21 protein-coding genes are annotated in these 25,503 nt (G+C 27.6%); 17 read left to right on the top strand and 4 right to left on the bottom strand.

Annotated features, from left to right (window positions below; all coding sequences use genetic code 11):
* Positions 1–150: 150 nt before the first annotated feature.
* Complete coding sequence (locus KGF41_RS12520; RefSeq protein WP_227856705.1) at positions 151–1,695, top strand: bifunctional diguanylate cyclase/phosphodiesterase; 1,545 nt, start codon at positions 151–153, stop codon at positions 1,693–1,695.
* A 191-nt stretch (positions 1,696–1,886) separates the two neighbouring features.
* Here KGF41_RS12520 and KGF41_RS12515 read toward each other — a convergent pair whose 3' ends face one another.
* A complete protein-coding gene (locus tag KGF41_RS12515) occupies positions 1,887–2,846 on the bottom strand; it encodes a helix-turn-helix transcriptional regulator (protein WP_227856704.1) in 960 nt (319 codons plus the stop codon).
* Between the two features lie 109 nt (positions 2,847–2,955).
* Here KGF41_RS12515 and KGF41_RS12510 point away from each other — a divergent pair, with 109 nt between their 5' ends.
* The 9 genes from KGF41_RS12510 (at position 2,956) to KGF41_RS12470 (ending at position 12,774) form a co-directional block, all read left to right on the top strand.
* Positions 2,956–3,408, top strand: coding sequence for a DUF6194 family protein (locus KGF41_RS12510; RefSeq protein ID WP_227841390.1), 453 nt, complete (start codon positions 2,956–2,958; stop codon positions 3,406–3,408).
* A 391-nt stretch (positions 3,409–3,799) separates the two neighbouring features.
* Positions 3,800–4,168: a GntR family transcriptional regulator gene (locus tag KGF41_RS12505; protein WP_227829746.1), complete on the top strand. Its 369-nt coding sequence runs from the start codon at positions 3,800–3,802 to the stop codon at positions 4,166–4,168.
* A gap of 1 nt (position 4,169) precedes the next feature.
* Positions 4,170–4,895 (top strand): ABC transporter ATP-binding protein, encoded by a 726-nt coding sequence (locus tag KGF41_RS12500; RefSeq protein ID WP_227829745.1) that lies wholly within the window; start codon positions 4,170–4,172, stop codon positions 4,893–4,895.
* Positions 4,889–5,653: an ABC transporter permease gene (locus KGF41_RS12495; RefSeq protein WP_227829744.1), complete on the top strand. Its 765-nt coding sequence runs from the start codon at positions 4,889–4,891 to the stop codon at positions 5,651–5,653. The genes KGF41_RS12500 and KGF41_RS12495 overlap by 7 nt, the downstream gene beginning before the upstream one ends.
* A 258-nt stretch (positions 5,654–5,911) precedes the next feature.
* Positions 5,912–7,162: an MFS transporter gene (locus tag KGF41_RS12490; RefSeq protein ID WP_227829743.1), complete on the top strand. Its 1,251-nt coding sequence runs from the start codon at positions 5,912–5,914 to the stop codon at positions 7,160–7,162.
* Positions 7,163–7,346: 184 nt separating this feature from the next.
* A complete protein-coding gene (locus KGF41_RS12485; RefSeq protein ID WP_227829742.1) occupies positions 7,347–8,231 on the top strand; it encodes a mechanosensitive ion channel family protein in 885 nt (294 codons plus the stop codon).
* A 448-nt stretch (positions 8,232–8,679) separates the two neighbouring features.
* Entirely contained in the window at positions 8,680–9,297 is a 618-nt protein-coding gene (locus tag KGF41_RS12480) for a PepSY domain-containing protein (RefSeq protein WP_227841871.1), read from the top strand.
* A 107-nt stretch (positions 9,298–9,404) separates the two neighbouring features.
* Positions 9,405–11,936, top strand: a complete 2,532-nt coding sequence (locus KGF41_RS12475; protein ID WP_227856703.1) for an FAD-dependent oxidoreductase — start codon at positions 9,405–9,407, stop codon at positions 11,934–11,936.
* A gap of 217 nt (positions 11,937–12,153) precedes the next feature.
* Positions 12,154–12,774: a TVP38/TMEM64 family protein gene (locus tag KGF41_RS12470; protein ID WP_227829739.1), complete on the top strand. Its 621-nt coding sequence runs from the start codon at positions 12,154–12,156 to the stop codon at positions 12,772–12,774.
* A 127-nt stretch (positions 12,775–12,901) separates the two neighbouring features.
* On the opposite strand, the gene KGF41_RS12465 is transcribed toward KGF41_RS12470, so the two are convergent.
* Together KGF41_RS12465 and KGF41_RS12460 are read right to left on the bottom strand one after the other, a co-directional pair.
* Positions 12,902–13,438, bottom strand: a complete 537-nt coding sequence (locus KGF41_RS12465) for a metal-dependent hydrolase (RefSeq protein ID WP_227829738.1) — start codon at positions 13,436–13,438, stop codon at positions 12,902–12,904.
* A gap of 112 nt (positions 13,439–13,550) precedes the next feature.
* Positions 13,551–14,255, bottom strand: a complete 705-nt coding sequence (locus KGF41_RS12460) for a superoxide dismutase (protein WP_285891640.1) — start codon at positions 14,253–14,255, stop codon at positions 13,551–13,553.
* A gap of 171 nt (positions 14,256–14,426) precedes the next feature.
* Here KGF41_RS12460 and asnB point away from each other — a divergent pair, with 171 nt between their 5' ends.
* The gene (gene asnB, locus KGF41_RS12455) at positions 14,427–16,310 is read left to right on the top strand and encodes an asparagine synthase (glutamine-hydrolyzing) (protein WP_227838860.1); all 1,884 of its coding nucleotides are present in this window, start codon (positions 14,427–14,429) and stop codon (positions 16,308–16,310) included.
* 73 nt (positions 16,311–16,383) lie between these two features.
* Here the strand turns inward: asnB and KGF41_RS12450 are convergent, their stop codons facing one another.
* Positions 16,384–17,733, bottom strand: coding sequence for a trypsin-like peptidase domain-containing protein (locus KGF41_RS12450; protein ID WP_227856702.1), 1,350 nt, complete (start codon positions 17,731–17,733; stop codon positions 16,384–16,386).
* Positions 17,734–18,061: 328 nt separating this feature from the next.
* On the opposite strand from KGF41_RS12450, the gene KGF41_RS12445 reads away from it, so the two are divergent.
* From KGF41_RS12445 to KGF41_RS12420, 6 genes are all read left to right on the top strand, one after another.
* Entirely contained in the window at positions 18,062–18,640 is a 579-nt protein-coding gene (locus KGF41_RS12445; protein ID WP_227829735.1) for a TerD family protein, read from the top strand.
* A 34-nt stretch (positions 18,641–18,674) separates the two neighbouring features.
* A complete protein-coding gene (locus KGF41_RS12440) occupies positions 18,675–19,253 on the top strand; it encodes a TerD family protein (protein ID WP_227829734.1) in 579 nt (192 codons plus the stop codon).
* 85 nt (positions 19,254–19,338) lie between these two features.
* Entirely contained in the window at positions 19,339–19,968 is a 630-nt protein-coding gene (locus KGF41_RS12435) for a TerD family protein (RefSeq protein ID WP_227829733.1), read from the top strand.
* Positions 19,958–22,717, top strand: a complete 2,760-nt coding sequence (locus KGF41_RS12430) for a calcium-translocating P-type ATPase, PMCA-type (protein WP_227850442.1) — start codon at positions 19,958–19,960, stop codon at positions 22,715–22,717. The genes KGF41_RS12435 and KGF41_RS12430 overlap by 11 nt, the downstream gene beginning before the upstream one ends.
* Positions 22,718–22,803: 86 nt before the next feature.
* Positions 22,804–24,366, top strand: a complete 1,563-nt coding sequence (locus tag KGF41_RS12425; RefSeq protein WP_227829731.1) for a YceG family protein — start codon at positions 22,804–22,806, stop codon at positions 24,364–24,366.
* Entirely contained in the window at positions 24,367–25,503 is a 1,137-nt protein-coding gene (locus KGF41_RS12420; RefSeq protein ID WP_227829730.1) for a toxic anion resistance protein, read from the top strand.

Genomic DNA, 25,503 nt, shown 5'->3' with positions numbered 1-25,503 from the left:
ACATATTCTATATATATAGTATAACAAAATTTCACAAATTTTAAAGTAAATATAAACTATCCATTTTACAAGAAATGGAAACTTTTGGAATGTGTTTATTTGCTAGTGGTTTATAATCAAATAGAGGTGCTTTAATGGGAGGAAATTTTTATGAGGAAATTACAAAAAAAATTAATGGTTTTTTTATTTATTTGTATAATTTTACAAGTTAAATATACAACACCAGTTTATTCTTTACATAAGCTTTATAAAAATAACTCCATAAATAACTTTGAATTCAACTTATTTAATAAACAATTTATTAGCTACTATGCATTGCAGATAATATTTACTATGACGATAATATGTCTAGTACTTATTTTTTATATAGTATATGATAAATTAAGTTTAAGAGTTAAATTACAAAATATAGTGTATACAGATGGTCTTACAGGAGCAAGTACTATGGATAAATTTGTAATTGATGCTAAAAAAATATTAAGCAAAAACACTCAAGAGAAATATGCGTTATTATATATAGATATTGATAAATTTAAGTATATAAATGATTTGTTCGGATATGAAGTGGGAAATAAAATTTTATGTAGTTTAACAAATATTATTAAACATAATATATTTGAAGAAGAAATATTTGCAAGGATATCTGCTGATAATTTCACAATAATTATGAAATATAGAGAAGAAGAAGATATAATAAATAGATTAGAATGTATATTTAAAGAATTGGATTTATTTAATAATAATCAAGAAGAAAAATATAAATTAGTTTTAAGCTGTGGAATATACTTTATACTTCCAGAAGATAAAGATATCAACCCAATAATAGATAGAGCTAATATACCTCATAAAATGGCAAAAGGAGGACATAAAAGTTCATATGCATTTTATGATAACAAGATTCATGATCAAGAAATAAAAGAAAAAGAGATGGAAAATACAATGTTCTCAAGCTTAGAAAATAAAGAGTTCATAGTGTATTTGCAACCTAAAATAGAACTAAATACAGGAGAAATACAAGGTTCGGAAGCACTTGTACGATGGAAAAATCGTGATAAGGGATTAATTCCTCCAAGTGAGTTTATACCATTTTTTGAAAAAAATGGTTTTATAATAAATTTAGATTTATATGTATTAGAAGAAGTTTGTATACAGCTTAGAAAATGGATTGATGCAGGTATAAACCCAGTAACTATTTCAGTTAATGTCTCAAGAATCCATTTATATTGCAATAATTTTATAGAAACCTATAAAAATATAATTGATAAGTACAATATACCTGCAAAATATATAGAACTTGAATTAACTGAGAGTATTATATTTGATAATTTTGATATTTTAATTGATATAATGAATAATTTAAAAGATATAGGCTTTTTAATATCTATGGATGATTTTGGTTCAGGGTATTCATCATTAAATATGTTAAAAGAAATTCCTATGGATATCTTAAAACTTGACCAAAAATTTATCATGGAAACATATAATAGTAAGAGAAGTAAAATAATTGTTACTAAAGTTGTAGAGATGGCAAAGGAATTGGGGATGAAAGTAATATCTGAAGGTGTAGAGACAGAAGCACAGTTTAAACTATTGAAGGAAGTCAAATGTGATATGGCACAAGGATATCTATTTGGAAAACCAATGCCAATTGAAGAATTTGAAAAATTGATTGCATACACTTCAGCAAAAGAATAATTAATTTACTTTATAAAAAATAAATAAGTTATATTAAAAATGAACTCTAATCTAGTGTTCATTTTTTATGTGGATTTTTATACATCTATTTATTGAAATATGTAAACATTAACAAATATAAATATAGTCTTACCTCATATAGATTAACTAAAACACTAGAATGTAGTATCTATTGGTGGCATCTATTGAAATTACATTTCAGTATTTATTTTGCAGTAATGATTGTATAACTCTTGAACTTTTGATTTTATCAATGTTTTAAGCTCAACTGGTTCTAGTACTGTGGCCTCTTTTCCAAATGACAAGAAATATTCAGCTACCCAGTTTAGTGTTGTTTTTGAGATATACATATCTATGTAGCCACCATTAGGAAAAATAGTCAATCCTTTTGCTAATAGAAACTCTGTCTCACAGCGTTTTACTCCTATATATGTTAGTTGAATTTTAATATGATAATCTTTAGCAACTTCTAAATTTTCAAGATATTCATGTATTGAATTTGGAATACTGTATTTTGAACTTGTTATATTTTCTATATTTACAATCTTTTCAATTCTGTCTACACGAAATTCACGGATAGATTTTGACTTTAAGCAATACGCTGGACAGTACCAAAGACCATTCATTGCATATAAACCAACAGGGATAATAGTTCGGATACTTTGGTTTTTATTTGATGAATATTGAACTGTAAGAGCAGAATTATTTGTAATTATGTTAAATAGTTCTTTCAACAAAGGAGAAGAGCAATGTCTATCTGGTGTCCAGAATACAATTTTATTTTGTATTTGAGTAATATTATGCTGTACATCTGCTGGTAGACAATTTAAAAACTTCTTTAATACAGAGACTCTCTCTTGTTCAAATGGCAAATCACGATAAAAAGCTAACGATTGATAGGCAAAAAATATTGCTTTTGCTTCACTTTCTGAAAAGGTAATTGGTGGTAGTATACGTTCTTTTAACATATGATAACCACCTGTTGCTCCTGTTTCTGAATATAGAGGGAATCCCATGCTTTCTAAAGCTTGTAAATCCCTAAGTATTGTTCGTTTTGATACACAAAATTCTTCAGACAATTCTCTCAAGGTAAAATTTCTTTTTGCATTTATAGTTATTATCAATTCAATTAAGCGCTCAGCCTTTGACATTTTTCTACTCCTTTTTTTATAATAGTGACAATTATTGTCACTATTATATGATAGGATATTATCATGTTGAAAGCAATATAAATATTACAGAAAGGATAAGATATTTAATATGAAAGCTGAGGATATATTCAATTACTGTGTATCAAATTTAGATGATGTTGTTTTAACAGACAATTGGGGGGAAAGAGGTATATTTTATAATCCTAATGGTATTTTAAAGAAAGGAGTATATGTTCTTACTATCAAAGAAAAAGATGGTGAAAATGACAAAAGTTCATCACTCAACCGAAGTAATGTTTATCGTGTGAATGTATGTTTGAAAAAGGAAACATTTATTAAAATGTTCGATTATATTCCAAAGCGTCCAGAGGCTGGGCAAATTGTGAAAATGGACTTTGATTTTAAAAAAATGGATACAATTATGCCTCATCCTGTTTACGCATGGATGGGATGGGTATGTGTCTTAAATCCTTCAGAAAAAACATTTAAAGAATTAAAAGTAATGATACAAGAGTCATACGATTTTGCTAAGGAAAAATTTGCTAAAAGGATAAAAAAGTAATAGCATGTGAACATAATTATAATAAAGGCTACCAAGACCTGAAAATACAATTCTATTTTTTCACTTCATATATTCTTATAGATTCACATAAAATTTGGTAGCCTTGAATGAAAATCTCTAAACCAGACAAGAGAAAAATAAATACCAAATGAAATATCAAAAACATAGTGATTAAGGAAATTTCTTGTATTATACCTATTCAGACCTGAAGATTTTGAGATTTAATAATAGGTTTTAAAATGCTATTTTTTATAAAAACTATATTTAAATGAAAAAGCTTGTAGATATTTATAATTTTATCTAAAAATAGTTGACATATGAGCTGTGTTATTATATTATTGTATTAGGTTATTAATACAATAATATAATAACACAATAAGGAGGCATGAATATGGAATGGGAACTTGATAATAACAAACCTATATATATACAATTAGTAGAACATCTAAAGTTAAAAATAGTTTCAGGGGAAATAAAAATAGGTTCTAAATTAGAAACAGTAAGAGCACTTGCAGAGGATGCTGAAGTTAATCCAAATACAATGCAAAAAGCTTTAACAGAACTGGAAAGACAAGGATTAGTTTATAGCCAAAGAACAAAAGGAAGATTTGTAACAGATGATAAGGAAAAAATAAAAGCTATGAAAGAGGAAATAGCCAATGTTGAAATAAATACGTTAAAAGAAACTTTAGTAAAACTTGGATATGACAAAGATGAAATGTTAAAACTTATAACAGAAAATTTGAAAGGGGAATTATAAAATGGATAAAAATATAAATAATGTTTCTCAAAATGACATAGTTGAATTTAAAGGTGTAAATAAAAGCTATGGAACTAAAAAAGTTTTAAAGAATGTTGAATTGAATATACCAAAAGGAAAAATAGTTGGCTTGTTAGGTCCTAATGGAAGTGGTAAAAGTACAATGATTAAATTGATGAATGGATTGTTACAACCTGATGATGGTGAAATTATGATAAATGGAATGAAGCCATCTATAGAAACAAAAAAAATAGTATCATACTTACCAGAAAGAACTTATTTAAACGACTGGATGAAGGTATCAGACTTACTTAAATTTTTCTATGATTTTTATAGTGATTTTGATGTTAGAAGAGCAAATGAAATGATTAAGAGTTTAGATATTGATGTAAATGAAAAATTAAAAACAATGTCTAAAGGAACTAAAGAAAAAGTACAACTTATTCTAGTCATGTCAAGAAAAGCAAATATATACATTTTAGATGAACCTATTGGAGGTGTTGACCCAGCTGCAAGGTCATATATACTTAAGACTATACTAAAAAACTATTCTGAGGATAGTACTTTGTTGATTGCAACTCATTTAATAAGTGAGATAGAGAATATATGTGATGAAGTAATATTTATATCTAAAGGTGAGATAGTATTACAAGGAGATGTTGAAGCAATAAGAGAGGAAAAAGGTAAATCTATAGATGCATTATTTAGGGAGGAATTCAAATGTTAGGAAAACTATTAAAATATGAGTTAAAGGCAAGTGGAAGAACGTTTATACCATTATATATAGCTATAATAGTAGTGGCTATATTAAATGGAATATTTATGAAGATTGATATATTCCAAATACAAGGAATAGGAATACTTGTTCTTACAAGTCTTTTTATGGCACTAGGTGTTTTAACTATTGTAGTTACAATTCAAAGATTTAGAAAAAATCTTTTGGGAGATGAAGGATATTTAATGTTTACTCTTCCTGTTAGTACTAGTTCGCTTATATTATCCAAATGTATAACAGCACTTATATATGCGGTACTTAGTTTTATAGTTGCAGTAGTTACATTTTCAGTACTAATGTTTTTTAGTGCTTCTGGAATTGAATTTGCTGAGATTTTAGATTTTTTTAATAATGTTTTTAAATTGGGATTTGAAAACTTTTTAGATATTTTCTTGTTATTATTAACAATGCTTATTTCATATACTTCATTCATTTTATTGCTATACACAGCAATTTCAATGGGGCAATTACCAAGATTTAATAAACATAGAAATGTATCCGCATTTGTTTCTTTTATAATTATAAATATGATAATATCAACTGTTGGTAATACAATTGAAAGATTTTTACCAAGAGAAAATACTAATATGATTTATCATTTATATCAAAGCTCTCATTTTATGTTTGCTATACTTGGTAGTATTATACTTTTAGTAATATTATTTATTGCTACAAAATATATACTAGATAGAAATTTAAATTTAGAATAGATATTTTTATAAAGAGCTATCTTTTAGAGTTATCCTAAAAGATGGCTCTTGTTTACTTTAATAAGTAACCAATTGAGTATTATGTAAACAGAAATAAATTCTTATATATGGTTAAATGTGTATGTGTATTATATAATAGAAATGAATGCTAAAAATTTTGATAAATAATTACAAAATTATTATAAGCAAATACTGCAAATAGAAAGTCTACAAACAGAGTAATAAAAGCTAAAACTACATGGATTTGAGGGAGAAAATATGAAAAGTTATACAAAGACTAAATGGAGTGTTTGGGGCATAATTACATTTTCATTTATTTTAGTCTTATTTTTAAGGATGTCAACTGCTGTTGTCTCAGATAATTTAGCAAAAGAGTTAGGCTTTAATTCTATACAAATATCAAATATAGCATCATTTTGCCTTTACTCATATGCACTTATGCAAATACCAGCAGGTATATTAATTGATAAATATGGAGCAAGAAAGATTAGTAGTATTGGAATAATAACAGCGAGTGTAGGTTCTATATTATTTGGATTAATACAAAATATAGAATTAGCATATATTTCTCGTATAATTGTAGGAGCAGGAACCTCAGTAATACTACTTTGTATCTTAAAAATTCAAGGTAGATGGTTTGATAAATCAGAGTTTGCTTCTGCAACAGCTAAGTTCTCATTTGTTGGAAATGTGGGAGGAGTTCTTGCTACTTTTCCGCTAGTATTTTTATCTGAATTTATTGGTTGGAGAAATTCATTTTTATTAATAGGTATAATAGGTATTTTAATTGGATGTTGTATGTATATTATTGTTAGAGATACACCAAGAGAATATGGATTTAATGTAAATGTTGATATTTATGAAGAATCAGAAAAAATTAGTATTATTGAAGGGGTTAAGTCTGTTATAGTCAATAAGTCAACATGGTATAATTCAATAATAATGTTTTCTTTTGTAGGTTTAACAAGTGCATTTACAAGTCTTTGGGGAGTAAGATACATAATGGACGTTTATGGAGTTAGCAAGAGTTTTTCTGCATTTATAGTATCATTTTTTACATATGGATTTATATTTGGTTCAATAATTATGGATTTTGTGTTTGCAAAAATAAAGTCTAGCAAGTTTAACATAATAAAGTATGGTGCAATGATAGACTTATTTATATGGATAATAATTGTAATTGTTTTCAAAGTAAAACCACCAATAATGTTTTTACCAGTAGCATTTTTTATAATGGGGTGTATAGTCATGTCACATTTACAAGTATTTAATGATGCTAAATATAAGAATAAAGAGATTTATTCTGGATTAGCAACTAGTGTTATTAATACTTTTGAATTTATAGGAAGCGGTATTATTAATTTAATCATAGCTATATCTTTACAAATAAATTTCTACAATACAGTTGATGGATACAAAAGAGGATTTATTGTATTTATAGTATTAAGTATTATAACTATAATAGCATCTCATATTGGTGTAAAAAATGATGATTTTAAAACTAAGTAGCATTTTCGGAGTGACTTAGCATAAAGTTCTGTAAATAATAGAGGGTTTGGATTTAGAAAAAAGAGCTAACTGGAATATAAATCTTGTTTACTATGATTAAATGATATTGTATCATATTAAATAGAAAAATAAGAACTTTAAACTATAATATTGGTTCTAAAATATAAAGTAAGGAGTTTTTTCTATGGATACAACAAAAATAGATGATATAAGTAAGTTAGATTTAAATAATCTAGATATTAATAAAATGGACATGGGCGGTTTGATGGAAAGCCTTTTGGAATGGGCAACTACAAGTGGAGTAAAACTTATAATAGGTCTACTTATACTTTCCATTGGATTTAAAATAATAAAAAAAATTGTAAACCATGTCATGACAGTTCTTGGTAAAAGAGATGTTGATTTAACGTTAAGAAAGTTTTTGAAATCTCTTCTTTTAAGTGTACTTAAAGTTGCTGTTATAATAGTTGTTCTTGAATACTGGGGTATGAGTTTATCTAGTTTTGCTGCTGTAATAGCTTCAGCAGGGGTAGCGATAGGTTTGGCACTGCAAGGTAGTTTATCAAATTTTGCTGGAGGATTTATTATACTTCTGATTAGACCATTTAAAGTAGGAGATTACATAGAAGCAGCAGGTCATGGAGGAACAGTTGAGCAAATAGGTCTTTTTTATACACAATTAGCTACTCCAGATAATAAACAGATACTTATACCAAATGGTTCTGTATCAAATGATAGTTTGATAAATTATTCTGCAAAAAATACTAGAAGGGTTGATTTGGTTTTTAGTGTAGGATATGAAGATGATATATTACATGTTAGAAGAGTCTTAAAAGAAATTGTAAACAAACATAAATTAATAATAAATGAACCAGAACCATTTATAGGAATAGTTGAACATGGAGATAATGCAATTAAATTTGCAATTAGGGCTTGGTGTAAGACAGAAGACTATTGGACAATTTACCTGGATTTATTAGAAGAGGTTAAAGTTAGATTTGATGAAGAAGGAATTACAATACCATATCCTAAAATGGATTTAACAGTCAGAGAACTAAATAAAATTTAAGTTTTTAATTATATAAAAGGGATGCTTTAAATAGCATCCCTTTCAGTTGTATTTACTTTATGTAGATTTTTTATATTTATGTTTAATTAATAATGATTTTTACTATCTTATAGATTTAAATTTTAAAATTCTGGTATAATAAATTATATTATATAGATTTTAAAAATATTTCATCTTTGAGCGATATATTCAACATTTCTATTCTTAAGAATAATTATGATTTATAAACAGGTATTATATTAGAACTTTAAAAATTTATACTCATATCTTATTATTTAGGTTAATTTTCATATAAGTAATATTAAAATAGATTTTTAGCTTCTTAAGTATAGATTGTAAAGCCTTGAAACTATTAAAATAAAGTAAGAAGTATCTGCAATATAAAAGGGTAAATAAAGGATTTAAAGGGTATAATATAGAATAAATTAATTATTTAAGGAGGATTTTTATGTGTAAAAAACTATATTTATTAGTAGCAAGTATACTTATTGCAGGTTTATTAACTGCATGTAGTGGAAATTCAAATTCAGGACAAGCGCCTCAAAATGGTGACACAAAAAAAGAAGCAAATGCATCAAATAGTGATTTAAAAGATGGCAAAATGGATGAAAGTTTAATGGAGCAAGATTTCAAAGTACCTTACACAGATGCAATAAATATATTTAAAGACAAATATAAGGATGCTGATATAGTAGATTTAAGTCTTGAAAGTGATTTAAATAAATATGTTTATACGGTTGAAGGTGTAGATGATAACAATGAGTATAAGATGAAAATAGATGCTAATACAAAGGATGTATTACAAGATAAAACTGAAAAATTGGATTCAGAAGATTTAAATGGTAAAGCTAGAGAAGAAAAATTAGATTTAAATGATATAATAACACCTCAAAAAGCTATGGAAATTGCATTAAAAGAACAAGATGGAATAGTAAAAGAATGGAGTTTAGATAAAGATTTAGATGCTACTTTTTATAAAATAAGAATAGATAAAGAAAAAAATGAATATGACATAAAGGTAGATTCTAAAAAAGGAACTATACTGGAGGTAGAAAAAGAAGATTAAAAGTTTTAAGTTGCTTTTAAAATAAATTCTTTTTTAAATAAAATTTGTTTAAAATATAACAAATAGGGTATAAAAAGGTTAAATAATTATTTTAGGAGGAGTACGGTATGTCATTAAAATCACTGAAAATAAAAGAAAATTTATATTGGGTAGGTTCGCTCGACCCTGATTTAAGAGTATTTGACATAATTATGTATACACCTTATGGAACAACTTATAATTCATATGTTTTAAAAGGAACAGAAAAAACAGTTTTATTTGAGACAGTGAAGGATAAACATTTTGACAAATATATTGAAAGATTAAATGATTTAAATATAGATTTTGAAAAAATTGACTATATTGTGGTAAGTCATACTGAACCAGACCATGCAGGAAGCGTTGAAAAACTTTTAGATTTAGCAAAAAATGCAAAAGTAGTAGCTTCAGAAACTGCCATTAAGTATCTAAAGGAAATCGTAAACAAAGATTTTGAATATATTGCAGTTGCAGATGGAGATGTGCTATCAATAGGTGATAAAACTTTAGAATTCTTCTCTGTACCTATGCTTCATTGGCCAGATACTATATACACATATATAAAAGAGGATAAAACCCTTGTAACATGTGATTCATTTGGAAGTCATTATAGTAATGATAAGATAGTAAACACTCTTAATGAAGATGAAGAAAAGGATTACTTAGATGCTTTAAGATATTATTATGATTGTATAATGGGACCATTTAAACCATCTATGGTAACTGCTATAGAAAAGATAAAAGATTTAGATATAGACACAGTGTGTCCAGGTCATGGACCAGTATTGACTGAAAATCCTAGAAAAATTATAGACCTTTATTATAATTGGAGTGTAAATGAACAAGTAAAATTAGAAAAAGAAGTTACAATTTGTTATGTTTCTGCACATGGATATACAAAAATCATGGCAGAAGCTATAAAATCATATATTGAAAAAAATAGCAATTATAAAGTGAATTTATTTGATGTAATAGAACATAAGCAAGAAGAAATTCTAGCTAAAATAGCAGTATCACAAGGTGTATTATTTGGAACACCAACAATATTAGGAGATGCGTTAAAACCTATATGGGATATATTAGTATCTTTAAATCCAGTTCTTCATGGTGGAAAAGTTGCATCAGTATTTGGTTCATATGGATGGAGTGGAGAAGGTATAGAAAATGCTATGGAGAGAATCAATCAGCTTAGAATGACAACAGTGAAACCATTTGCTGTTAACTTTAAACCATCAGGAGAAGAAGTTGACAAATTATATGCTTATACAGGAAAATTCTTAGATAAGTTAAACTCTACTTTTGGAAGTAAAAAGAAAACTAAAAAGTTTAAATGTGTAATTTGTAACGAAGTATTTGAAGGAGATAGTGCTCCTAGTATATGCCCTGTATGTGGAGCCAAAGAGGACCAATTTATAGAAGTTGAAGAAGATGAGGTTACTTTTAGAAAAGATACTGATGAATATTTTGTTATAGTAGGAAATGGTGCAGCTGGTTTCTATGCAGCAGATGCTATAAGAAAAAGAAATAAGACTTGTAAGATAACTATGATTTCTAATGAGGAGGAGTTAACTTACTACAGACCTGCACTTTCTGATGGTATAAATGAAGAACTTAATTCTGATTTCTATATGGAAGATAAAGCTTGGTATGACGAAAACAATATAGTAGTAATATTAGGAACAAATGTAGATAAATTAGATGAAGCAAATAAAACTATTGTAGTAAATGATGGTGCTATTAAATTTGATAAGTTTGTAATAGCTACAGGAAGTAGAAACTTCATACCACCAATTAAAGGTCATGATTTAGAAAATGTATTTACACTTAGAAATATAAAAGACTTATATAATGTAAAAGAAGCATTAGAGAAGTCTAAGAAAGTTGTAGTAATTGGTGGAGGACTATTAGGTCTTGAAGCAGCATGGGAATTCAAATTAAAAGGCTTAGAAGTAGTAGTAGTTGAAGCAATGGATGGTATATTATCAAAACAACTTGATAAAGAAGGAAGTAAAATACTAGAACAATGTGTAAGGGATACAGGCATAGATGTAAGATTAGGTGTGGCAGTTGATGGTATTGATGGTGATGGAAAGGCTCAAAAAGTTGTATTTAAAGATGGCAATAGTGTTGACTGTGATATGGTAGTCTTTTCAATTGGAGTGAGAGCAAATACTCAAATGGTTCAAGATACATCTGTAAAAATTGATAGAGGTATTGTTGTAGATAATACATTACAGACAACTGTTAAAGATATATATGCTTGTGGAGATGTTGCACAAGTAGGAAATACTAGTCTAGCAATATGGCCATCTTCAGTAGAAATGGGAAAAATAGCAGGAGCAAATGCAAGTGGAGATAGTTTGAAATTTGAAAGTGATGTATATCCAGTTTCATTAGATGCAATGAATGTTAAAGTATTTAGTATTGGTAATATACAAGATTTTGATAAAGAAATTTCATCAAAAGATGAAGGTAAAAGAGTATATAAAAAGTTATTTATGAAAGATGGTTCATTAGTAGGAGCTATACTTATAAATGATTTAAGTTGTACTGTTAAATTGATAAGATTGATATCTGAAAAAGGGGACTTTGAAGATATTATGAAGTCAGATATACTATAGTTTAAATATATCCAGATAAAAAGAAAAAGTCTTGAAATATGATAGATTCATATTTTAAGACTTTTTTGTTATAATATATAATAAAATAAATATACCTTAACTGTAAATTTACATAAATTATTTACTTTTGAATATTAGATTCCTTTTTGAAATTGGTATGTAATAGTAATATAGAGTATATAATAATAGTTAAAGTTAAAAAAAGGGGAAAAGCAATATGCAGTATATACAAGAATTACTTGATTTAACTCAAAACTATTGGGTGTTAGCCACAATAATTGGTTTATTAAGTGCATTTATAGAAAGCTTTATACCAGCCTTACCACTTGTGGCGATAGTTACAGCAAATGCTGCGATACAAGGGTTATTACTTGGGTGTTTGTTATCATGGATTGGCTCAGGGCTTGGGACAACCTCATTATTTTTATTAATAAGTAGATTTACTGATAGTAGACTTTTTAATAAGTTGAGAAATAGTAAAACTGAAAGAGCAATAAGTTGGATGGACAAACAGGGATTTAAACTGCTATTTATAGCATATGCTTGTCCATTTATGCCTGGATGTTTAGTTACTGTTGCATCAGCTTTTTGTAAAAAAGATATAAAAGATTTTGTTCCAGCAATGTTGGCAGGAAAATTTGTAATGTTTATAGTAATAAGTTATGTGGCAAGTGATATAGAAGGATTTATAACAAGCCCACTAAAGATAGCATCATTTATACTACTAGTATTTTTATCATGGAAAATTGGAAGTAAAGTTAATAAAAACCTTGAAAATCATAATTATGAATTTCATCATAAAAAACACGATAATGATAGAAATAACAAAAGAATTTAACTTGTCAAAAAAATAAAATTGTCTTAAAAGAATTAGATTTAAATAAATTTTAAATTTAAAAGTATTCTTTTAAGACAATTTTTTTAATTTATTAATTGATTTATAAATATATAGCTATAAAAATATATTAAAATAAAATGTAAAATTGATATCCGATTAAAAAAATAACTATGAAGTTTAAAAGTTTAGATATGAATTTTTCTGTTTTCGAGCTAGTTTTTATAGGGAGTAAGGAAATGTTTATAGTAATGGGAAAAAACAATTCGATACCTTCTTTCGTAATAAGGTCAAGACACATGTGAGAAAAATATCCTATTATAAATCCACTAGACAGACATGAAAAAACTATATTGTTGTTAGTAAAGATTGTTAGAGACTTAAAAAAACTACCAATGAGTAATAAGGCAAGAAGACTATGAGTAAACCCTCTGTGTCTAAACCTACTTCCAAATAACTTGTAAATTAATATAAACTTTTTGCTTATGTAAGAACCTCTCATATCTATATCTGGAAATAATGAACCTAAATATGCAAAATATATATAGACTATAATTAATACTATTTTATATGTAGTATCGTATTTGACTAAATATATATTATTTATAAAGGGGAGTATCAAAAGTGCTAATATATATCCTCCCCTTTCATGTGTTTCTTTTATCATATAAAAATCCTCCTGAATCGTCACTATAAACATAATATTGGTAAATTTAGACTATCTTTTATTATATTATATAGCAAACATAAGTTTTTTTCAAAAGGATTTTAATATTTAATTAATCTTGAGATTTTAAATTTTTGTAATTTTCTAAAGCTCCATTCCAATTAACTACATTAAACCAATTGTTAATATATTCATTTCTTCTGTTTTGATATTTTAAATAGTAAGCATGTTCCCAAACATCAAGACCTATGATAGGAGTCAAGTTTTTACTTACAGGACTATCTTGGTTTGGAGTAGTTATAATGGACAATTTACCATCTTTAGTAGCTACTAGCCAAGCCCAACCAGAACCAAAAACATCTAAAGCTGCTTTTTGGAATTCTTCTTTGAATTTTTCAAAAGAACCAAAATCTCTGTCAATAGCTGCTTTTAAAGATTCAGAAGGTATAGTTTTTTCAGGAGTCATTATATCAAAAAAGAATTTATGATTGTAAGCACCACCTGCATTATTTCTTACTGTTGTAGCAATATCTTTAGGTAAAGAATCTAAGTTTTGTAATAATTCACATAAAGAATAATTATAAAGCTCAGGATATTTTTCAAGAGCTGCATTTAACTTATCAACGTAAGCTTGATAATGTTTATCATGATGTAAAATCATAGTTTCTTTATCTATATAGGGCTCAAGTGCATCATAAGCATAAGGTAATGGTTTAACCTTAAACTTGTTATTTTCGGGTGTAAAAGCAAATAAAGTTATACACTGTGAAAGTATAAATAAAGACATAATAACTGGTATTAACATTTTTTTCTTCATAAAAATCACCTCCTAATATAGTATTTCTAGAAATTAAAAAATTATGAAAGATTAGCAGATAATTTATAAAAATTTGATAGTAATTTTTTTAAAATTGAATAAGTTTTGAAGGCAAAGACAAAACTATGAAATACAGGATAATACTAAAAAATAGGAAGGAAATTTGATAATATGTGTGGCAATATTTCAATTTATTATAAAGGAGATATATCTGGAAAAGAAGATATTAAATTTAAAATAAAAGAATCTGTAAATAATATAAATCATATAAGTCTTGATAGTAGAGAATACTTAAAAGGTGAGGAAAAAGAGTTTGATTTTAATAGATTTGATGTAATAGATGTTATACATGGAGTTAAACCATTTGAAAAAGATGGAAAGGTTATAGTTTTAAATGGTGAGATATATAATAGTTGTGAGATAAAAGAAGAATTGATTAAAAAAGGGTACAGCTTTTCTACAGATAGTGATATTGAAATCTTATTAACATCTTATATAGCATTTGGAAAAAATTGTGTACATAAGATAAAAGGGATGTTTAGCTTTATAATATATGATAAAAAAGATGAAAGTATATTTGGGGCAAGAGATTTATTTGGAATAAAACCACTTTACTATATAAATAAAGAAAAAGTGATAATCTTTGCATCAGAATATAAATTTATACTGGAGTATATTAAAAAACTAAACATAAATGAACGAAGTTTACAGAGTTATTTTTCGTTTCAATATGTTCTTCCTGAAGATACTATGATACAAGGGATAAGATTGATACCAGCAGGACATTTTTTTAGAGTGGAAAATGGAATACTATCTTTAAAGAGATATAATAAACTTGAATTTAGGAGTAGTACAAAATTTTTTTACAGTAAGAACCATTTAGGAAATAGAGATATAGGCGAAGAAGAAGTGAGAAATGTAGTAATAGATTCGGTAAGAAGACAGGTATCAGAAAATAAACCTGTTGGAACATTTTTGTCTGGTGGTATAGATTCATCAATTATAACATCTATAGCTTCACAAATTAATCCAAATATAAAGTCTTTTTCACTAGGTTTTAATGTTAAAGGATATAGTGAATTGGAAATAGCTAAAAAAACAGCTGATAAATTGGGCATAGAAAACATTCCACTTAACATAACACAAGATGACTATATAAAAGCATTGCCTAGTGTAATTTATTTTTTGGATGACCCTGTGGCAGACCCATCAGGAGTAGGTCTTTATTTTTTAATTAAAGAAGCTAGTAAATATGTTAAAATAGCGTTGTCTGGAGAAGGTGCTGATGAATTATTCGGAGGATACAATGTATACAAGGAATATAATAATGTGAAATCAGTTATAAACTCACCAGTGTATATTAGAGGTGTATTAAATAGAGTTTCAGAGCTTATGCCTAATATAAAAGGCAAAAATTATCTTTATAGAGCTACAACACCTTTAGAAAAGAGATATATAGGAAATGCGAAGATTTTTGAAAATAATGAAGTGAAAAGATTCTTTTTTAAATATAAGGAAAAGAATATACATGAGTATTTATTATCAAATTTATACAGAGAAGCGCAGAAAAATAATTACGATTATATAAGTAAAATGCAACATATAGATGTAAATACATGGCTTCAAGGTGATATACTTCAAAAAGTTGATAAATTCTCTGTAGCTGAGCATCTAGAACTTAGAGTACCTTTTTTAGATAAAGATGTATTTGATGTAGCAAAAAATTTAAGAGTTGAACAAAAAATAACAAAAAATAATACAAAAGTGCTACTTAGAGAGTCCTTTAAAGATATAGTACCAGAACATGTTATTCAGAGAAAAAAATTAGGATTTCCAACGCCAATAAGAGTTTGGTTAAAAGATGATTTAGGCGATGTTGTAAGAGATACTATTTCTAATGCAAATGTAGACGAGTTTATTGATAAAAAATATATAATAAAACTTTTAGATGAACATCTAAAAGGTCACAAAGATAATTCAAGAAAAATATGGACTATATTTACATTTTGTCTATGGTATCAATTGTTTATAGAGCATAAAAACATCAAATATTAATTTTTGCATGACATACAGAGGGCGAACATATATAATGTTCTCGCCCCCTCTATTGGCATGAAGCAAGAGCAAATTAGTTTATTATTTCGATAAAATTACTGGCAAATATTTTGACAAGATGACTTTCCACTGCTAGATTTAAGTTTTGTCCATCATCGTACCCAGCAGAAATTAATCCAAGTAAATTGCCAAACATATCTAAAAGAGCCCCTCCAGAACTACCACTAGAGATTGGAGCTGTAAATTGTATCATTTGAACTGTTTCAAAGTCACGAAAAGCAGAGATAATTCCATCTGAAACTGTATTGAAAAGACCTAAAGGGCTTCCAATCGCAACTATTTTTTGACCTCTTACAGGTTTTTTGCTGACCTTGACTGGTATCGCTTTACATTTTCTATCAACTTTTATTACAGCTAAATCATAATCTGAGTGGTACTTTATGATTTGATACGATGTATAAACTTTATCATCATTTTCAAATCTAACTAAAAATGAATAGCCTTCATTAACTACATGGAGATTTGTAAGTATATAACCTTCACTATTTATGACTACTCCAGAACCACTCTTGAATGGTTTATTTTCATTATCACACACAACAATCATAACAACAGAAGTTTGTTCAGATTGAGGTTTATTTATAGGCGTATAAGTTTTGTTATTATTGATATTCTTATTTATATCTGTATTTAATTTTTCTAAAGGTATATCTAGCATAGTTGGACTTTTTTTAGAAAGTTCAACTAAAGTAGAAAATCTAGAACATTCAGGATATAAATCAAGGATATCTTTATGAGGATTTATGTACAAAATATCACATCCAAGCTGTGATAAAAAATACAAGAAAAAAAGTTCCTGTCTTTTAATATTTCCAAAATACACTACTTTGGGTGAAACATCAATTTTGACTTTATTATAAAATAATTTGGGTAGAAAATAATCTATCCAACATAAAAGTTTAACAGCAAAGTTTTTAACAATAGAAGGTGTTGAATTTGGTGTGTTTTTAGAAAACAACTCTAATGTACTTTTAAATGCAATTTTTTTTGTCCAATCTAAGGTATCATTTTCTATTTTACAAGGAAATTCAATATTGTATAAGCTCCAACTGTTAAATTTAGCATCATTATAAGTATTGAAAGTATTGAGCATCTTATCTGTTTGGGATTTATCAAAATTTATATTTAAGTTGTTTAGCCTAATATAGGGAACAGTTGTATTATTAAAAAGATGAGTATCTATATTTTTGATGTTTTTTATGTATTTATCAATAGAATCTTCAATACCTATATATCGTGTAAAGTAGACTTCTTTAATATAAGAAGAACTCTTATTTGTATAAGACTTACTAGACATAAATTCATTTAAAGGCTCTTTTGAATTCTTTATTACAACTTTTAATGGTTTAATAGTACAAATCATATTTTTTCTCCTCTAATAAGATGATATAATCTATTATAAAACATCTTAAAACAATATAGTACAAGAATTTTGTAGTTTCAAAATAAAATGTATACTTGTAGATATAAATGATATATAATTACATATTAAACATAGATTTTATCTCTTTAAAAAAATATGTAAAATCTATGTAAAAAGTAAGAAATATAAACATTTTTTTAATTATATTTTAAAAATATCAACTAAGTTTTATTCACAAATGAATAAAAAATGTTATAATATGATTAAAGAAAAAGATAAATAATTAGCAAGATTTGTTTAGCTAAAATTAACAAGGGAGCGATAAATTATGGGTATAACATTATCAAAAGGCCAAAAGGTTGATTTAACTAAAGGAAACCCAGGGCTTAAAAATATTTTAGTAGGGTTAGGATGGGACACTAACAAGTATGATGGTGGATTTGACTTTGACTTAGATACAGCAGCATTTTTAACAGGAGTAAGTGGAAGTGTTACTAATGATGGAGATTTTGTATTTTACAACAATTTAAAGCATACTTCTGGAGCAGTTGAACATTTAGGTGATAATAGAACTGGTGAAGGTGATGGAGATGATGAGCAAATAGTTGTTGATTTATCTAAGATTCCTGGAGAAATAAGCAAAATTTCTTTTACAGTTACAATTCATGATGCAACAGAAAGAACACAAAATTTTGGGCAAGTAAGCAATTCTTATATAAGAATAGTAGATAAAGATACAAATGAAGAACTAATAAAGTATGAATTAGGTGAAGATTTTAGTATAGAGACAGCTATAGTAGTAGCCGAAATATATAAACACAATGGAGAATGGAAATTTAACGCACTAGGTTCTGGTTTTGAAGGTGGCCTTGCTGCTTTATGTGGAAACTTTGGAATAAACTTATAATTTTAAATATAATAAACTAGAGGGGGTATTTTCCATGGCTATAGTATTAAAAAAAGGACAAAAAATTGATTTAACTAAGGGAAATCCAGGTCTTAAAAATATTAAACTTGGATTAGGATGGGATACAAATTCATTCGATAGTGGTTATGATTACGATTTAGATGTCAGTGTTTTTATGGTAGGAGAATCTCAAAGAGTTGAAAGAGATGAAGATTTTATATTCTATAATAACTTAAAACATTCATCTGGAGCAGTTGAGCATTTAGGTGATAATAGAACTGGTGAAGGTGATGGAGATGACGAAGAAATATTAGTAAACTTAGATACAATGCCAAAGCATATACAAAAAATAGCTGTAACAGTTACAATATATGAAGCTGCTGAAAGAAAACAAAACTTTGGACAAGTAAGCAACTCATATATAAGAGTTTTAAACTCTGAAAATGACGAAGAAATATTAAGATATGACTTAGGCGAAGAATTTAGTATAGAGACTGCAATTACAGTATGTGAGATATATAAATATAATGGAGAATGGAAGTTTAGTGCAGTTGGAGCAGGATTTGAAGGTGGCTTAGAAGCACTTTGCAGAAACTATGGATTAAGTGTTTAGTATGAGTAACACAGTATATTAAATATAAGTAGCCTATACAAATAATGTATAGGTTATATTATATAAAATTTTATGGAGGTTTAGTATGTCGATTAATTTATCAAAAGGTGATAAAATAGATTTAAAAAAATCCAACCCTGGATTGAGTAGTATACTTGTGGGCTTAGGATGGGACCCTGTGCAACAATCAGGTGGAGGATTCCTTAAGTCTTTATTTGGCGGAGGACAAGCTGATATAGATTGCGATGCATCTGTATTTATGCTAAATCAGGAAGGAAAATTAAGTGGGATAAAAGACTTAATTTATTTTGGAAACTTAAAAAGTGCCTGTAAGTCAGTTTTACATACAGGAGATAACCTAACTGGTGAAGGTGTGGGTGATGATGAACAAATTCTAGTTAATTTAGATAAAGTTCCATCAAATATTCACAGATTATTATTTGTAGTAAATATATACAATTGTATAGACAGAAAACAACACTTTGGGATGATAAAAAATGCCTATATAAGAGTTGAGGACCAAAGCAATAAAAAGGAAATAGCAAAGTATAATTTATCTGATAATTATTCGGAAAAAACTACTCTTATAGTAGGGGCTATATATAGAAAAGATGGAAGTTGGCAGTTTAAAGCAATAGGTGAAGGAACAAAAGATGCGGGTCTTAAAGAAGTAATGCAAAATTTAGACAGGATTGAGTGTGTATATGGAATTTAATAATGATATCAAATATTATAATGTTGACAAAGAAGACGTAACTAAAGACTTATCTGTTAACCCTGACAGAGGTTTATCAAAATCAGAAGTCAAGACTAGAAGAGAAAAGTATGGTTTAAATGAATTTACACCAAAAGAGGAAGGAAGCTTTTGGGATGATTTAAAAGACAGTTTAAGTGAACCAATGATAGTTATTTTAATTATTGCAGCAGTAGTAAGTGCAGTAATTGGAGAAACTCATGATGCAATCGGGATTGTAGGAGCTATAGCAATAGGTATAGCAATAGGTATGATTACAGAAGGTCGTTCTAAGAAAGCAGCAGATGCTCTTTCTAAGATGACTGAAAATATTGAAGTTAAAGTACTAAGAGATGGAGAAATACATCAAATTTCTAAGAGTGAACTAGTACCAGGAGATATAGTATATATTGAAACTGGTGATATGGTACCTGCTGATGGTAGACTTATAGAAACTATAAATCTTAAAATTAGAGAAGATATGTTAACAGGCGAATCAGATGATGTATCTAAAAAATGTGATGTAGTAGTTCCAATGGAAGAAATAGAATCTAAAGGAGCACTAGTGGTACAAGAACCAATTCCTGCAAAACAAATAAATATGGTATTTGGTGGTACACTTGTTGCTTATGGTAGAGGAATATTAGTTGTAACTTCAATTGGAGATAGTAGTGAAATGGGTAAAATTGCTCAAAACTTATCAGACGCAGATGAGCAAACTCCACTTCAGATAAAGCTTGGAAATTTAGGTGGATTGATAGCTAAAGTTTCCAGTGCAGTAGCAGGATTATTATTTATATTCATGGTTTTCCAAATGGTAAGTAAGAATGTATTAAATGTTGATATGTCTGGAATTTTACCATTTTTAGAATCGATAGACCCTGTTAAAACAGCATTTACAGTATGTGTTGCATTAATAGTTGCAGCAGTTCCAGAAGGTCTGCCAACTATGATAAATATGACACTTGCAATAACTATGCAAAAAATGGCTAAGATAAATGCCTTAGTTACTAAAAAAGAAGCTTGTGAAACTATAGGTTCTGTTTCTGTAATATGTTCAGATAAAACCGGTACATTAACAGAAAATAGAATGACAGTAGAAGTTGCATATATTGATGGAAGATATATTGAGAGTTCAGAAGAAGAAATAAATAGTTATTTTGAAGAAAACTGTATGATAAACTCTACAGCTGATGTAGAGCATAATGATAGTGATGTTAAGTACCTGGGAAGTGCTACAGAATGTGCACTACTTCTATATTATAAAAATGTAGATTACAGACAAGTTAGAAAAGAATCTAATATAGTAGCTCAAAACCCTTTTACTTCTGATTCAAAGAGAATGACATCTGTTATAGGTCAAGATAATAATCATGTGTTGTTATCAAAAGGAGCACCAGAAGTCTTGCTTGAGCTATGTTCATATATCCAAAGAGGAAAAGACATAGTTCCAATAACTGAAGGTATAAAACATGAGATTTTAGAAGAAATAAAAAAATTACAAGTAAAATCAATGAGAACTTTAGGTTTTGCATATAAAGAAATCTCGCAAGCTGAAGAAGAAGCAGCAGTAACTGCTGAAAGTGATTCTATGAATGTGAGTGCAATGGAAAGTGAGTTAGTATTTAGTGGTTTTGTTGGTATAAGAGACCCACTTAGAAAAGATGTTATAGAATCTGTAAATACAGCAAATAAAGCTGGTGTTTCTGTAAAAATGCTTACAGGAGATAATATAAATACAGCAAGAGCTATAGGTGAAGAGTTAGGTCTATTAAAAGGAAATATGAGAGCAGTTGAAGCTTCATATATAGATACTTTAGATGATGAAGAACTAAAACAAGAAATACAAACTATTTCGATTGTTGCAAGAAGTAAGCCAGATAGTAAAATGAGAATAGTTTCAGCTCTTCAAAAGAGTGGAGATGTTGTTGCTGTAACAGGTGATGGTATAAATGATGCCCCAGCGCTTTCAAAGGCAGACGTTGGTATAGCAATGGGTATATCTGGTACAGAAGTATCAAAAAGTGCAGCAGATATAATTTTAACTGATGATAGCTTTAGTACTATTGTAAAAGGTATTAAATGGGGTAGAGGAATCTATGATAACTTCCAAAGATTTGTTCAATTCCAATTAACAGTAAATGTAATTGCATTTTTAGTGGCTATAATATCTCAGGTTATGGGACAAGAAATGCCATTTACAACAATACAATTGTTGTGGGTAAATATAATTATGGATGGTCCACCAGCACTAGCATTAGGTTTAGAGCCTGTTAGAGACCATGTGTTAAATAGAAAACCTGTTGATAGAAAAGCAAATATAATATCTAAGTCAATGGTATATACAATAGTATTAAATGCATTCTATATAACAGCAATACTAATGTTACAGTCTACATTTAACTTCTTAGGTGTTGATGAAGCTCATAAGGGAACTGTAATGTTTGCGTTATTTGCTTTTAGTGCATTATTTAATGCATTTAACTGTAGAGAATTTAGTGCAGATAGTATTTTCCCAAACTTTACACATAATAAACTAGCATTACAAATAATAGTTTTAACAGGTATTGCACAAGTAATATTTACTCAGTTATTCCAAGATTTCTTTAACTCTGTAGCTATGGATGTTATGACATGGATAAAAGTTTTATGTGTTGCAGCAAGTGTGGTTGTAGTCAATGAAGTTGTAAAATGTGTAATAAGATTAGTAAAACCAAAGAAAACAGCTTAAAATAAATTTTATAAAAAATAACAAACTGGCTCAAAATATATATTTTGAGTCAGTTATCAATAAACAATTAAATTGGGAGGATAATTATGGGTGACTCAAAGGTATTTGAAAAAATATTCTCCAGCCAATCAGATAGAGGAAATTACACTCCTTCAAAGGGATATCTGAGTTATTTTATTTCATATATTGGTTTAGAAGATGAGATTTTGTATAATCTTGAAATATTTAAGACTAAGCAAAATATTGATAGTAGAAAAGATATTGCCTTATTTACTGATGCTATAGCAAATCCTAGTGATTTTGACATTATTAATTATTTTAAAAATGGACTTAAAAATTATAAAAACAGCACAGAAGATACAAATATAAGTATTTTAGGGTTTGAAGAAATAGATTATAAAATAAAGCAAGCAATAGATAGAGTATTAAAAGAGGAAGAAAAAGACTTTACTAATGATAGAGTTAAACAAAATTTTATAGTGAAAATAATGGCATGGATAAAGACTTATATTGGTGCCTTAGATATAAATAAAAATGATGCTCCAAAAATAATATTTTATGGAGACATAAAAAAGCATGAAGTTTATTTACTCTTAATATTGTACTTAGCAGGATTTGATATATTATACCTTAATCCAAACTCAAAGAGTAATATAAGTATCTTAAATTTAGAGAAATATAAGATAGAATTAGAAGAGGCTAATATAATAGAAGAAAATGTTTCTTTTGAAGATAGAGTTGTTTCAGGTGAAAAGATAGATAAAGGTTCTGTAAAAAAAGCTTTTACTGTTGGAGCAGAAGCATCAAAACGAATAAGTGAAGAATTGCTAAATGATTCTGGATTTATAAAACCTTGGCAACTTCAAGATAGAAAAATAAAAAGCTTGCTTTTAAGTTCAACTATTGATGAAATATCAATATATTGGAATCAGCCATTAAAATTGAGACCAGGATTTAAGTTTAATGATACTACAGTAGAAACTCCAGTTTTCTTTTCTAAAATCAATGGAATATATAATGATAAAAATGAATACATTAAGTTTTTAGATTTATTAAGAGATTCAGAAAGTTCAGCATTCATTGAATTTAATGGAGATATAGATAGATTTTCAAAAGAATTTACGAGAGAAGCTTTTAGCCTATCATTTGTATTAAATTCAAAAGGTATTATAGATAAAAATTCTGTTTTAAATAATAAAGAGTATTCTATTTCAACATTATCATTAAATCAACAAATTATGATTTTAGAAAAAGTGGAAGAACTTATAGAAGGTAACATGTTTTTAAATGGACTAAGTGGAGAGGATAAAATAAAAGGCTTATTCACAGTACTTCATATGGATAAAAAGCTTGTTCACATGATGAATAATTTCGATTACTCTCTCATAAATCCAAAGTTGGTTATATATATGTATAAGAGCATTGTGTTTGATAAAGAAGTTGTATTTCTAATGCTTTTACTTAGTAAAATTGGATTTGATATTATTATATTATCTCCAGGCGGAGAAAATAATATAGAAAATGTTATAAATAACCAATTGATTGATATACACAGGTTGGATAAAATGGTATATGACCTTAGATTGAACTTACTTGAAGATGAAATACCTTTACTTAAAAAAATTTTTGGCAAGAGGAGACGATTTTAAATGGGGATAAATATAAATAATTTTTCAAAAGATAATAATTCTGTAGAAACTGTTGAAAATTTACCTACGACTGTACAAGAAGAAAAATTTGATATAATGGAATATACAAATAATAAAAAAATTGAACTTAGAAAGTCTAAAGAGGTTGACGCTTTAACTTCTCTTATAGAAGTAGAAAATCCAGATACAATTTTACAATTTGGTAGAAAAGCATCTGAAGGAGTAGCGAGAGTTTCTGATAGCCTATTAAACACGATAAAATTAAATAGAAATGAAGAAAATTCTAAAATGCTTGTTCACTTAACTAAAATAATGGATAAATTTGATTTAGATGATTTTCAAGAAACTAAGGAACCAAATTTTGTTCAAAAACTTTTCAAAAAAGCTAATAATGCCATTGAAATGATGTTTCAAAAGTATGAAACACTGGGAGGAGAAGTTGAAAAGATTCAAATTGAACTTGAACAATATGAAAGAGATATAGCACTTTCTAATAAGCAAATTGGTGCTATGTTAAATGAAAATTTTGACTTTTATAACGAACTTCAAAAATATATTGTTGCTGGAGAAATGGCAGTAGAAGAAATGGATAATGAAATATTACCATATTTCAAACAAAAATCAGAGACTAGTGGAGACCAAATGGATATTGTCAACTATCAAGAACTATTAAAAGTCTATGATATGTTAAATCAAAGAGTCTATGATTTAAGAATAGCAGAAAATATAGCTATTCAGACTATACCTATGCTTAGAGGTATGCAACATAATAACTATGGTTTAATTAGAAAAATCAATAGTGCATTTGTTGTAACTTTGCCAGTATTTAAACAATGTTTATCTCAAGCTATATTACTTAAAAAGCAAGAATTACAAGCAAAGTCTCTAAAAGCTCTTGATGATAAAACTAATGAATTATTGCTTAGAAATGCACAAAATGTAAGTTCTCAAAGTGCACAAATAGCTAGAATGGCTGGAACAAGCTCTGTGCAAATAGAGACATTAGAAAAAATGTACAATACAATTAAATCTGGTATAGATGAAACTCTGAGAATAGAAGAAAATAATAGAGTTACAATCAAGGATAATACAAAGAGATTAGAAGAATTAAATACAGCTATAATTTATAATAAGTAG

The organism is Clostridioides sp. ZZV14-6150, from assembly GCF_020657875.1.
In the GTDB taxonomy this organism is placed as follows: Bacteria; Bacillota; Clostridia; order Peptostreptococcales; family Peptostreptococcaceae; genus Clostridioides.
Note: the sequence above shows the minus strand (reverse complement) of the source record. Positions and strands in the feature narration are given on the sequence as shown.